We start from the raw sequence: 12,202 nt of genomic DNA on the forward strand, positions 1-12,202 counted from the left end.
ACTTCTTTTTGTAGGCTTCATCTTCTAAAATGACGGGTGTTCCTAAAAAATGAAATACACCCACAACATCAATATTTTCTTTCGGAACTCCCGCTTCAATATGAGCATTTACCAAACGTGCCAATTTATCGAGTGAGGCATTGACCGAATCTGGTTTATCAGAGGCCTTCGATAAATCAACTATTAGTTTATACTTCATCTTTTTATCGGCTATGGGTGTCGCTTCTGGTACTTCAAACATTCCTCCTCCGCTTTTAATGAGGGGATATATTTTTTTCTGTGCGAATGCCCCCCAGCCCCCGATGGGGGAGCTTAAAATGAGAAGTAGTATAATTTTTTTCATAGTTATATAGAAGATAGAGAGACAAAATGCAAAAAAAAGCCCTCCCCATCGGGGAGGGTTGGGAGGGGCTTAAATATCAACTTTAGCATATTTGGCATTACGCTCAATGAAATCACGGCGTGGACCAACTTCATCACCCATGAGCATCGCAAATAGGTGGTCGGCTTCGGCAGCCGATTCAACGGTTACTTGCTTTAACGTACGTTTGTCTGGTCGCATGGTTGTTTCCCAAAGTTGTTCTGGGTTCATTTCTCCCAAACCTTTGTAACGTTGAATACCCACGTTTTCTTCTTTTCCACCACCTGCCAAACGCTTCACGGCAATCTCACGTTGCTCTTCTGTCCAGCAATATTCCTCATCTTTTCCTTTCTTCACTAAATATAAAGGTGGTTGAGCGATATAGATATAACCCTTCTCAATCAACTCTTTCATATAACGATAGAAGAACGTCAGAATCAAGGTACGAATGTGGCTACCGTCAATATCAGCATCGGTCATGATGATGATTTTGTGGTAACGTAATTTTTCGGTGTTTAAAGCACGCTCATCGCCATCTCGACCGATTTGCACACCCAAAGCCGTAAAGATATTTTTAATCTCTTCGTTTTCGTAAATCTTAAATTCTTGTGCTTTCTCAACGTTGAGAATTTTACCACGTAAAGGCAAAATAGCTTGGAAGGCACGATTACGTCCTTGTTTGGCCGAACCACCCGCCGAGTCACCCTCAACTAAGTAAACTTCACAAATTGTTGGGTCAGATTCCGAGCAGTCAGCCAATTTTCCTGGTAAACCACTTCCAACCAACACGTTTTTGCGTTGTACCATCTCACGAGCCTTCTTAGCCGCAATACGAGCTTTAGCTGCCAAGATTACCTTGTCAACGATGATACGAGCTTCTTTTGGATGTTCTTCTAAGTAAGTTTCAAGCATTTCCGAAACACAAGCACTTACTGCCGAAGTAACCTCACTATTACCCAATTTGGTTTTGGTTTGACCCTCAAATTGTGGTTCTTGTACTTTTACCGAAATAACGGCCGTAAGTCCTTCACGGAAGTCATCTCCACTAATATCAATTTTTTCTTTTGCCAAAATACCCGATTTCTCGGCATAGCTCTTCAACGTACGAGTAAGGGCCATACGGAAACCCGAAACGTGCGTTCCACCTTCGTGAGTATTGATGTTGTTTACAAACGAAGATACGTTTTCGCTGTAACTTGTGTTGTAAAGCATTGCCACATCAACAGGTACCCCGTCTTTATTTCCTTCCATAAACATCGGTTCTGGAATCAAACGCTCACGACCTGCATCAATATACGAAACGAATTCGGCCAAACCACCTTGCGAATGGAAAGTATCAGTCAATGCGTTGCCGTCTTCATCAATTTCACGCAAATCTTTCAAGATAATCGTGATACCTTTATTTAAGAAAGATAATTCACGTAAACGATTGGCTACGGTTTCGTATTTGTATTCTGTTACCGTAAAAATGCTGCCATCTGGCTTGAAAGTAACTTGTGTACCAGTATCATCGGCCGTACCGATTTCACGTACTGGATAAAGTGGCTTTCCGATGTTATATTCTTGTTCAAAAATCTTTCCTTCTCTGTGTACTTCTACTCGTAGGTGGGTCGAAAGGGCATTTACGCAGGATACCCCCACACCGTGCAAACCACCAGAAACTTTATAAGTATCTTTATCGAATTTACCACCAGCGTGAAGTACGGTCATTACAACCTCCAAAGCTGATTTTTTCTCTTTTGAGTGCATTCCTGTTGGAATACCACGACCATTATCTTTTACTGTTACCGAATTGTCTTCATTGATTGTTACGTGAATCGTGTCGCAATGCCCTGCTAAAGCTTCATCAATCGAGTTATCAACTACTTCCCAGATGAGGTGGTGAAGACCCTTTGCACTGATGTCGCCAATGTACATGGCTGGACGTTTTCTTACTGCCTCTAACCCTTCAAGTACCTGAATATTCTCAGCACCATAATCTGCTCTCGACTTCTGAGGCTCCATGCCTTCTTGATTTTCTGCCATAATTTATTTTTTATAAAAATTTAACTATCAGAATTTATCTGAATAGAATATCTTAACTTTGATACTCACAGTTTTTAGTATTATTTTAGATGTAAAGATACACATTTTTATCGGAATTTTAAAATTTATAATCGAAGCTGTATGCCAATAATTTCGCATTTTCGGCATAGATTTGATATTAAAATAAAATGTGCGATTATCATCTGAGAAAAAGTATAAATAATTGAAATTATGAAAAAGTTTATTTGGGGTTTGTTGGTTTTAACTTCTTGTCAGTCAACGTTTTATATGGTTCGTCATGGCGAAAAAGTTGATAATTCGGCCAATCCGCCACTCAGCACTTTGGGGCAAGAAAGAGCCGAAGATTTGAAAACAGCATTGGCCAATAAAGGAATATCGGAGATTTATTCGACCAATTTTTTACGAACCAAAAATACTGCCAAACCTTTGGCCGATTCTAAGGGTTTAATAACTAAGATTTATGCTGCCAGCCCAGCCGATTCGATGCGAGTTTTTATCGAAAAGTTAAAGAAATTCAGAGGTAAAAATGTGTTGGTTGTGGGGCATAGCAATACCACCAAATATGTGGTTAATGGTTTGTTTGAGCGAGATACATTACGAGCAGATATTCCCGATAATGATTTTGATAATTTGTATATTGTAGAGCGGCAGTTTTTTCCAGTCCGAAAAATGCGTTTCTTTGCAAAAACTTACGGAAAAACTTCACCTCAATGACACCTTTTGGTCAAGTTTTTGCGTTAATAGTATTGAATTTTCTCCAGAAAATTTTGAAGGGAGTACGTTTATTCAAACATTCTCTCATTCAATCATTCAAAATTAAATATGAAAAACCTACGCAGATTTACTTTAATTGCTTTGGCCGTTGTTACAGTTCCGTTTGTAGCCTTTAAATACGACGACCGCTATTTCGAGATAGCAAAAAACTTAGATATTTTCGCTACGATGTTTAAAGAGCTTAATGCCTACTACGTTGACGAAATCAACCCAAACAAAGCCATGCGTTTGAGCATCGAGTCAATGCTCAAGCAGCTCGACCCCTATACTAACTTCTTTCCCGAGGATGATATCGAAGATTATATGACCATGACAACTGGGAAATATAATGGTATTGGAGCCACAGTTTCGCACCGTGATAACAAACACGTGGTAGTGATGATTTATGAAGGTTCGCCAGCCGATAAAGCAGGAATGAAAATTGGTGACGAAATCATAAAAGTAGATGGCGTAGATGTGGTGGCTCGCAAGGGCGTTGATATTGGTCGATTAATGAAAGGCCAGACGGGTACAACCGTAAAAATGTCGGTGAAACGTTATGGACAAAACTCACCGATTGATTTGGTGGTTGGGCGTGATATTGTAAAAACGCCAAACGTACCGCATTCAGGTATGATTAACGATGAGGTAGGTTATATTCAACTCAATGATTTTACGGCAACTGCCGCCAAAGAAGTAAAAGGAGCTTTTGCTGAGTTGAAAGGACAAGGCATGAAAAAAGTAATTTTAGATTTACGTGGAAACCCAGGAGGTTTGTTGAATATGTCGGTTGAAATCTGCAATGCTTTTTTACCAAAAGACCAACTAATTGTAGAAACTCGTGGAAAAGTGGCCGAATGGAACCACAAATATATGGCAATGGAAGCACCGCTCGATACTGAGATACCAATTGTAGTTTTGATAAATAGTATGAGTGCATCAGCTTCTGAAATTGTGAGCGGAACGCTCCAAGACTACGACCGTGCCGTAATTATTGGTCAACGTTCGTTTGGGAAAGGCTTAGTACAAACCACTCGTGACCTAAGTTATAATACTAAAATGAAAATCACGACCGCTAAATATTACATTCCAAGCGGGCGTTGTATTCAGGCCTTAGATTATAGCCACCGCAACCCCGATGGTAGCGTAGGACGTGTGCCAGACTCTTTAAAAACTGCTTTCAAAACCAAAAACGGACGAACAGTATATGATGGTGGTGGTGTTGACCCTGACATTAAGACTGAAGTACCAACAATGGCTGCCGTAACGGTGAATTTACTTCAAAAGAACTATATCTTTGATTATGCAACCAAATACTATTTCGAACACGCAAATCAGAAACCAAAAGAGAAGTTTACCTTGACCGAGGCTGAGTATCAAGATTTTATCACGTGGTTGAAGGGCAAAGATTTTACATACGTAACCACAATGGAGCGTAATTTGGATAATTTGGAGGCATCAGCCAAGAAAGAAAACTCTTTAGATTTAGTACAAGAGCAAATCAAATCATTGCGTGATAAAATCAATCAAGGCAAGTTGCAGGATTTAGCTAAAAATAAAGAAGACATCAAAGAGCAACTGGAAGCTGAAATTCTGAGCCGTTATTACTACCAAAAAGCCATGAAGTTTGTGGCATTTGAGCGTGATAAAGAAGTACAAGAGGCGTTGAAGTTATTTAAAGATATGCCACGCTACAATTCAATCTTGAAAGGCGGGAAGTGAGTTCTGAGTTTTGATGGGGTCGCCTATGTGGTGCTAAAATCAGTCTAAATTATTCTTTGTTCCAAATAAATTTATCGGGTGTATTAACGTCGGCAAGGTTCAAAACCTTGTCGACGTTTTATGCTTTATGAAACCTGATAAATTCATAAAGAACTCTATGCTTTTGAACAGAATTATAACTTTTTTTAGAGAAATGTTATAATCTTTTTTATTTTGTTGTATTTTTGCAGGGTAATAATTTAAACTTCATACGATTATGTTCGGTTATCAATATCCTACTTGGTATGCAATTGCATTCTTTGTTATTTTAATGGTATTATCTTTTGCAGTAGGCAAATGGTTAATCAAAAAAGAAAGAGATTACGACGGATTTTAATAAAGTGTTGACGGAGTCGCACGTGCGGTGTAGAGTTCGGAATTAAAAATAACTCAGAACTCTACACTCAGAATTCTTAAAATATTCCTTCTTCTAAGTGTAGAATAGTTTTTTCTGGCAGTTTCTTTGTCAAAAGCCGGGCTACGATACTACTTCTTGTGCCATTTGAGCAAGCTACTACAATTGTTTGGTAGTCTTTGAGTTCTTCCAATCGCTCCGTTATTTCGTGCGGAGGTATATTTATTCCACCGATATTGAAATCTGCAAATTCGGTTATTTCTCTTACATCAACTAAGATAGTATTTGGGTTGGACAAAACGCTCTCTAAATCGTTTTGTGCTATTTCGGTGAAGTCTTGCATTGGCTTTGAATCGGTATATAAAATAAACGTGGCACATCTCGAAGATATGCCACGTTTGTCTAACTACCAAAATCTATTTTTTATTTATACAAAGCATCACGTTGAGCTTTGATTTTTTCGTCAGTCAAGTAAGTATCAAAATCGGTCAATTTATCCAAGAAACCTTTCGATGAAAGTTCGATTACACGATTAGCCACCGTTTGTGTCAATTGGTGGTCATGGCATGTAAATAACATATTGCTCGGGAAATCTTCCATACCTTTGTTAAGGGCCTGAATCGACTCCAAATCTAAGTGGTTGGTTGGTTCGTCGAACATCAAAACGTTTGCTCCCGAAAGCATCATCCTCGAAAACATACAACGTTGTTTTTCACCTCCCGAAAGTACCGTACATTTCTTCAAGGCTTCTTCGCCCGAGAACAGCATTCTGCCCAAGAATCCACGAATAAACGTTTCATCTTTTTCAACCGAATATTGTCTGAGCCAATCAACGAGGTCGAGGCTACCATCAGAGAAATATTTGTTGTTATCGTTTGGTAGGTAAGTATGTGTAATCGTGATACCCCACTTGAAACTACCACTTGAAGGTTGTTTTTCGCCCGAAAGAATATCAAATAAGGCCGAAACTGCCAAACCATCTTTGCTCAAAAAGGCAATTTTTTCGCCACGAGCAACTTGGAAACTCAAATCTTTGAATAGGTAAGTGCCATCTTCAAGTTTGTAGCTGAGGTTTTCTACTAACAAAATTTGGTCGCCTACTTCACGCTCTGGCTTAAATCCGATATACGGATACTTACGTGATGAAGGCTGAATTTGCTCAATATTCAATTTTTCAATCATTTTCTGACGAGCAGTAGCCTGTTTCGACTTAGCCACGTTGGCAGAAAAACGACGAATAAATTCTTCCAATTCTTTCTTTTTCTCTTCGGCTTTTTTGTTTTGGTCAGATTTCTGACGTGCCGCTAATTGGCTTGATTCGTACCAGAAAGAGTAGTTACCACCATAAAGCGTGATTTTCTTGAAGTCAAGGTCAGCAATATATGTACACACGTTGTCGAGGAAGTGACGGTCGTGAGAAACAACAATTACGGTGTTTTTGAAATTCATCAAGAAGTTTTCGAGCCATAAAATAGATTCAATATCTAAGTTGTTGGTAGGCTCATCGAGTAATAAAATATCTGGATTACCAAACAATGCCTGAGCCAACAAAACCTTTACTTTATCAGAAGGGTTCATGTCGGCCATCAAGGTATAGTGCAAATCTTCTTTTATACCCAAACCCGAAAGTAAGTTTGCAGCATCTGATTCGGCATCCCAGCCGTTCATGTCGGCAAATTCTGCTTCTAATTCAGCGGCACGATTACCATCTTCTTCCGAGAAATCTTCTTTGGCGTAAATGGCATCTTTTTCAGCAATGATTTGCGATAAACGCTCGTTTCCACGCACAACGGTGTTCAAAACGGTGTCATCATCAAAAGCATTTTGATTTTGCTTCAAAACCGACATCCTTTCACCTGGGTCCATGCTTACGCTACCCGAAGTTGGTTCAAGGTCGCCCGAAAGGATTTTTACAAACGTTGACTTTCCTGCACCGTTTGCTCCAATAAGGCCATAAACGTTGCCTGGTGTAAACTTTAGATTTACCTCTTCAAAGAGAGTTCTTTTGCCAAAACTTAGCGAAATATTTGAAACTGTAAGCATTTTAATTAATGTAGAATGTAGAATGTAGAATGTAGAATGTAGAATGTAGAATTACTACTACGTTCAATTAAAATTCAAAATCCTATCTTTTAGTTTTTATAAATAAAATATATTTTTCGTATAAAGAATGTATGTATTGCTGGATGAATAATTAGGGCATTATCAATTATTCATTTTACATTCTTATTCAGAATATCCCTTCATCAGCGAAGCTAAAATAACCATTATCACTGAAAATTAGGTGGTCGAGTACAGGAATATCAAGTGTTCGGCCTGCTTCTTTTACCTTCTTTGTCAAATCTTTATCAGCTTGGCTTGGTGTTAAGTTTCCCGATGGATGATTATGCACTAAAATTATGGCCGAAGCCAAATGTTCAATGGCCGCCTTGAAAATCATCTTTGGGTCGGCTACTGTTCCCGAAACACCACCAATGCTAATCTGCTGTGGACGAATGACTTCGTTTGCCCGATTGAGCAATAACACCCAAAATTGTTCGTGTTGCAAGTCCATCAAATAAGGGCGAATGGCTTCGTAAGCATCAGCCGATGAACTAACTTTTGCTTTCTTGATAACATCACTTTCTTTTCTTCGTCGGCCGAGTTCTAAGGCGGCGGCAATCGAAATGGCTTTTGCATCGCCAATACCTTTAAACTTCATTAAGTCATTGATACTCAGCTTAGCGAGTTCGTTAAGATTATTTTTAACGCTTTGCAAAATCAGCTTTGATAAATCAACAGCCGATAACTCTCTTGTGCCTGAACCTATCAGAATAGCAATCAATTCGGCATCCGAAAGGGCCGCTTTGCCCTTCAACAAAAGTTTTTCTCTTGGTCGGTCTTCTTCCGCCCACGATAGAATCTTGCTAATCATGGAGTTAGACGACAGTCAACTGACGACGGTCGATAGTTTTTGAAAGTGATAGTTGTACTGCATTGCTGTCGACTGTTGACAATCGACCATTGACTTGCAAACAAAAAATGCTCACGGAGAAATTGTTTCCATGAGCAAAATATTGAATTCCCGAGGGAGATTAAGCTGCTAATCCAGCGATATGCTTAGCCAAACCTGATTTCAAGTTTGCTGCTTTGTTTTTGTGGATAACGTTCTTACGAGCTAATTTATCCAAAGCTGAAGCTGCTGATTTGAATAATTCAGTAGCTGCTGTTTTATCGCTTAAACCACGTAATTTTCTAACCAAAGTACGAGTGGTTTTGTGTTGGTAACGATTTCTCAAACGCTTAGTTTCGTTTGCTCTGATACGCTTTAATGCCGACTTATGATTTGCCATTGTATTTTAATATAATAATTGTCTTACTCTAAATTTGGAGTGCAAAATTAATGAAATAATATTAAAGAAAAAACTTAAACTAAAATATTTTTTACTAAAAAAAGGAAGACTTCGCTCAAAGCGAAGTCTTCCTAAAACCTATCGACTTACGGACTATCGTCCATCGACTATTTAATCTCTGAATTGATAACCAATACTTTATCCCAGTTGGCTTCGTTGGCTTTTTCAAATGCTTTGTATTGCGTGCTTTCACGGAATTTCTCAACCTCAGCTTCAGTTCTGAAAGTAAGATAGTGCATAACATCGTACTCCGCTTTAGAATTATCTTCTCCGAAAGTTTCGCCTGCTGAATAAGCTGCGATTTCTGGCATCTGACGTTTCAAATCTTGAAAGTCAGCCATGTGTTTCTTGATTGCTTCTACTGAAGTACCTTGTTTGAATTTAAAACAAACAATACGTTGCTTTTGTGCTTTTGGTGGCGTGTATGCCGACCCATAAGCTACCATTAAAAAAGCAAACATTCCCAAAGCCATTGCTGGCATTAAATATCTTAATAACGATTTTTTCTGTGCTTGACTCATTTTCTTAAATCCGAATAATATTCTGTAATACGATGCAAATATAACACATTTTATTTGAAAATGTTGCATTATTTCAAGAAAATATTTTACTGTTTTTGTTTTTATTATATATTGCCAAATATTATTCTGTTTTGGAGCTTTTTGTCAAAATGAGTGTAATTACTCAATTTTTAAAAATATTTGGATTTAGGTTTTATTTTTAGGCGTTTTTAAAAGAAAAATTTATTTTTTCAGAAAAGGGCGTTTGGAATTTAGGAGATGTTTAAGAAAAAAATGAAAAATCACAGTTTTTGAGGTTGAAATTGAAAGTTTTTGAAAAAGTGTCTGATAAAATATTTTATTTTGAAAAAAAATAGTGGCAAAAATGATGAAAAGAGGCGTTAAAAAAGTTTTTTTTCCGAAATGGAAGAGTTTAGCGAGAAGTAGCTTGCTCTTTTTGGGTATAATTTTGATTTCTTCATGGAAAATAAGGACTGAAAATCGGCATCTACTCAGGCAGCATTCACTGTGGGAGCGTCCACTCTGGCAGCGTCCACTGTGGGAGCATCCACTCTGGGGCTTTTTTGGGCATCAGCGGATAAATCGTTTGGCAGTTTTTACGCTTCCGCCCGAAATGTTTAAGTTTTATAAAAAGCACATTGACTTTGTAACCGAAAATGCTGTAAACCCCGACCAACGCCGCTATGCAGTGAAAGAAGAAGCTCCTCGACACTTTATTGATTTGGATAATTATTCAGATTCGTTGCGAAAGAAGTTGCCAACTTACTCATGGAAAGAAGTGACGGAGAAGATTTCGGAAGATACTTTAAACCGACACGGTATTGTGCCGTGGCATATCAATTTTATGAAGTTTCAGCTTACGGAAGCTTTTCGTAAGCGTGATGTTCGCAGAATTTTGATGCTTTCGGCTGATATTGGTCATTATATTGCCGATGCCAATGTGCCACTTCATACAACACGGAATTATAATGGGCAACTAACTAATCAAGTTGGTATTCACGGTTTTTGGGAGAGCCGTTTGCCCGAGTTGTTTTCAGATAATTATGATTTTTTTGTCGGACAAGCTGAATATGTAAAAACTCCGCAAAAGCGTGCTTGGCAAGCAGTTTTGGGTGCCAATGCTGCTCTTGATTCGGTTTTGGTTTTTGAGAGAGAATTGACAGCTCAGTTTTCGGAAGATAAAAAATTTGGTTTTGATGAGCGAAATGGCATCACAACAAAAAATTATTCAAAGGATTTTTCAGAACGCTACCATGCCATGCTTAAAAATCAAGTCGAGCGACAGATGCGTGCTTCGATTAAAATGGTTGGAGATTTTTGGCTCACTTGTTGGATTGATGCTGGCCAACCAGATTTGACTCAATTGCTTAGTTATCAGCCAACAAAAGAGGAAAAAGATGCTGATGATGCCGAGAAGAAATCTTGGCTACGTAGGGTTTTTGATGTGAGAAAAGAAGGTGATAATTGATAAGAATGAGTCTTACAGAATTTTTTTAAGACACTACAACGCATTTTACTAATTAAATTTGATTGACTTAATTTCATTGCCGTCTTGGCGACCCCGTCTGCTTTAGCTGACGGATTGCAACAAAAAACAAATTTGACTTTAGTCAAACCACATATTTAGACTAAAGTCAAATTTATCTGTATAGAAGTATCCGTCAGCTAAAGCAGACGGCAATGAATTATCTTAGCAAGCTAAATTTTAATAAATATTTTCTTTTTAAACATCCAATTAAGAATCAGCCAATAGATGAGCAACATCAATCCGCCATGAACAAGCGATTGGTAAGGAAGCCCGAAAATAGTTGCATAATTTTCGCCTAAATGGATTTTGAGCGATTTGGAAATATAAACTCCCAAAGCATCGGCTATGCAGTAAGCGGCGATTGAATTCATGCCGATTACTTTCAGAAAATAAGCCCAATTGGTTTTTTCTTTGATGTCGATTATCCAATAGAAGAAAGCTAAAAACAAGAAGCAAAGACCACCACTGAAAGTAACCCAAGTTGGTGTCCAGATACGTTTTACGTTCGGACAAATACCAAGTCGATTTAGTATTAAGCCTATTACTAAGCCCGAAATTCCGAGAATGATGAATTTCTTGAGTTTTTCGTAGGGTAGCGTATCAGATTTCAGAATATTTCCAGCCAAAAGCCCCAAAATCATTGTTCCGAGTGTTGGGATAAAACTCAATGTTGAGTAGCCTCCACCATTACGAATAAAAGGTTTTTCTCTCGGGAAAAGATTCAGAAACCATTGGTCGAAAGCCCAAGCAAAGTTGGTGTTTTTATTCCAATGTGCCGTAAAACCTGTCAGGTTATGCTCCCAGTCTTTGGCAACTCCTACACTCGCATAATCAAAATTAGCATCGGGCAACGGATAGAGAGCAAAAGCCAACCAATAACCGACAAGAATAATGACAAGTGCCGAAATCTGAACTTTTTGTGACCTAAAACCCAACAGAAATAAGAAAGGATAACCCAACCCGATTTGGCTGAGGGTGTCTTCAAAAGTAAAATAGGTTTGAGTTTTGTACTGAGAACGTAGAAATATACCCAGCAAGATCAGAATCAATGAACGTTTGAGGGCGTGGGCGAAAACTTTACTAAAACTGCTTTCCTGAGTAAGACGGCTGGCGATGGAGTAGGGCAGAACGACCCCGACCAAAAATGAGAATGATGGCTGAATCATGTCGTGAAGTGAGCAGCCAACCCACTCAACGTGGTCTTGGTGGAAAGCGAGAAATGACCAAAATGAACTTTCGGGCAGTGCTTCGGAGACATCTCCGAAATGCAATACTTCGGCCATCATTAGTAGCATTACAAAGCCACGATAGATATCGGCCGAAGTTAGGCGGGTTAGAACAGGCATAAGATTAGGGTTTATGCCTTAAAGATAATAATTTTATAAAGTACGACAAGTTTTCAACTTGTCATTTTCGGCAAACAGAAACTAACAAGTTGGAAACTTGTTTTACAAACGTACAATCACACGCCCGATTTGTCCGCCT

The 12,202-nt window shown here is 38.6% G+C and carries 10 protein-coding genes and 1 pseudogene; 3 read left to right on the top strand and 8 right to left on the bottom strand.

Annotated features, from left to right (window positions below; all coding sequences use genetic code 11):
• Together ACOVO2_RS04090 and gyrB are read right to left on the bottom strand one after the other, a co-directional pair.
• Positions 1 to 343 (bottom strand): annotated as a pseudogene (locus ACOVO2_RS04090) (hypothetical protein); the annotation flags it as partial.
• Positions 344 to 412: 69 nt separating this feature from the next.
• Positions 413 to 2,386: a DNA topoisomerase (ATP-hydrolyzing) subunit B gene (gene gyrB / locus ACOVO2_RS04095; protein WP_421768744.1), complete on the bottom strand. Its 1,974-nt coding sequence runs from the start codon at positions 2,384 to 2,386 to the stop codon at positions 413 to 415.
• A 231-nt stretch (positions 2,387 to 2,617) separates the two neighbouring features.
• Between gyrB and ACOVO2_RS04100 the strand changes: the two genes are divergently transcribed.
• Positions 2,618 to 3,121 (top strand): phosphoglycerate mutase family protein, encoded by a 504-nt coding sequence (locus ACOVO2_RS04100; RefSeq protein WP_188767709.1) that lies wholly within the window; start codon positions 2,618 to 2,620, stop codon positions 3,119 to 3,121.
• A gap of 108 nt (positions 3,122 to 3,229) precedes the next feature.
• Positions 3,230 to 4,882, top strand: a complete 1,653-nt coding sequence (locus ACOVO2_RS04105) for a S41 family peptidase (RefSeq protein WP_421768745.1) — start codon at positions 3,230 to 3,232, stop codon at positions 4,880 to 4,882.
• Positions 4,883 to 5,334: 452 nt separating this feature from the next.
• On the opposite strand, the gene ACOVO2_RS04110 is transcribed toward ACOVO2_RS04105, so the two are convergent.
• From ACOVO2_RS04110 to ACOVO2_RS04130, 5 genes are all read right to left on the bottom strand, one after another.
• Complete coding sequence (locus tag ACOVO2_RS04110; protein ID WP_421768746.1) at positions 5,335 to 5,619, bottom strand: rhodanese-like domain-containing protein; 285 nt, start codon at positions 5,617 to 5,619, stop codon at positions 5,335 to 5,337.
• Positions 5,620 to 5,699: 80 nt separating this feature from the next.
• Positions 5,700 to 7,319, bottom strand: a complete 1,620-nt coding sequence (locus ACOVO2_RS04115) for an ABC-F family ATP-binding cassette domain-containing protein (RefSeq protein ID WP_421768747.1) — start codon at positions 7,317 to 7,319, stop codon at positions 5,700 to 5,702.
• A gap of 187 nt (positions 7,320 to 7,506) precedes the next feature.
• Positions 7,507 to 8,190, bottom strand: coding sequence for a RadC family protein (gene radC, locus ACOVO2_RS04120; protein WP_421768748.1), 684 nt, complete (start codon positions 8,188 to 8,190; stop codon positions 7,507 to 7,509).
• A 160-nt stretch (positions 8,191 to 8,350) separates the two neighbouring features.
• The gene (gene rpsT / locus ACOVO2_RS04125; protein ID WP_188767724.1) at positions 8,351 to 8,608 is read right to left on the bottom strand and encodes a 30S ribosomal protein S20; all 258 of its coding nucleotides are present in this window, start codon (positions 8,606 to 8,608) and stop codon (positions 8,351 to 8,353) included.
• 167 nt (positions 8,609 to 8,775) lie between these two features.
• Positions 8,776 to 9,189, bottom strand: coding sequence for a Dabb family protein (locus ACOVO2_RS04130; protein ID WP_421768749.1), 414 nt, complete (start codon positions 9,187 to 9,189; stop codon positions 8,776 to 8,778).
• A 364-nt stretch (positions 9,190 to 9,553) separates the two neighbouring features.
• Between ACOVO2_RS04130 and ACOVO2_RS04135 the strand changes: the two genes are divergently transcribed.
• A complete protein-coding gene (locus ACOVO2_RS04135) occupies positions 9,554 to 10,657 on the top strand; it encodes a zinc dependent phospholipase C family protein (RefSeq protein ID WP_421768750.1) in 1,104 nt (367 codons plus the stop codon).
• A gap of 230 nt (positions 10,658 to 10,887) precedes the next feature.
• On the opposite strand, the gene ACOVO2_RS04140 is transcribed toward ACOVO2_RS04135, so the two are convergent.
• Positions 10,888 to 12,063: an acyltransferase family protein gene (locus ACOVO2_RS04140; RefSeq protein WP_421768751.1), complete on the bottom strand. Its 1,176-nt coding sequence runs from the start codon at positions 12,061 to 12,063 to the stop codon at positions 10,888 to 10,890.
• Positions 12,064 to 12,202 lie beyond the last annotated feature (139 nt).

Origin of the sequence: Emticicia sp. (assembly GCF_049241225.1) — a bacterium.
In the GTDB taxonomy this organism is placed as follows: Bacteria; Bacteroidota; Bacteroidia; order Cytophagales; family Spirosomataceae; genus Emticicia.

Coding starts and splice junctions, on each gene's coding strand:
- radC (WP_421768748.1), bottom strand. CDS start 8,190: ATGATTAGCAAGATTCTATCGTGGGCGGAAGAAGACCGACCAAGAGAA.
- ACOVO2_RS04140 (WP_421768751.1), bottom strand. CDS start 12,063: ATGCCTGTTCTAACCCGCCTAACTTCGGCCGATATCTATCGTGGCTTT.
- ACOVO2_RS04100 (WP_188767709.1), top strand. CDS start 2,618: ATGAAAAAGTTTATTTGGGGTTTGTTGGTTTTAACTTCTTGTCAGTCA.
- ACOVO2_RS04130 (WP_421768749.1), bottom strand. CDS start 9,189: ATGAGTCAAGCACAGAAAAAATCGTTATTAAGATATTTAATGCCAGCA.
- rpsT (WP_188767724.1), bottom strand. CDS start 8,608: ATGGCAAATCATAAGTCGGCATTAAAGCGTATCAGAGCAAACGAAACT.
- ACOVO2_RS04135 (WP_421768750.1), top strand. CDS start 9,554: ATGATGAAAAGAGGCGTTAAAAAAGTTTTTTTTCCGAAATGGAAGAGT.
- ACOVO2_RS04110 (WP_421768746.1), bottom strand. CDS start 5,619: ATGCAAGACTTCACCGAAATAGCACAAAACGATTTAGAGAGCGTTTTG.
- ACOVO2_RS04105 (WP_421768745.1), top strand. CDS start 3,230: ATGAAAAACCTACGCAGATTTACTTTAATTGCTTTGGCCGTTGTTACA.
- ACOVO2_RS04115 (WP_421768747.1), bottom strand. CDS start 7,319: ATGCTTACAGTTTCAAATATTTCGCTAAGTTTTGGCAAAAGAACTCTC.
- gyrB (WP_421768744.1), bottom strand. CDS start 2,386: ATGGCAGAAAATCAAGAAGGCATGGAGCCTCAGAAGTCGAGAGCAGAT.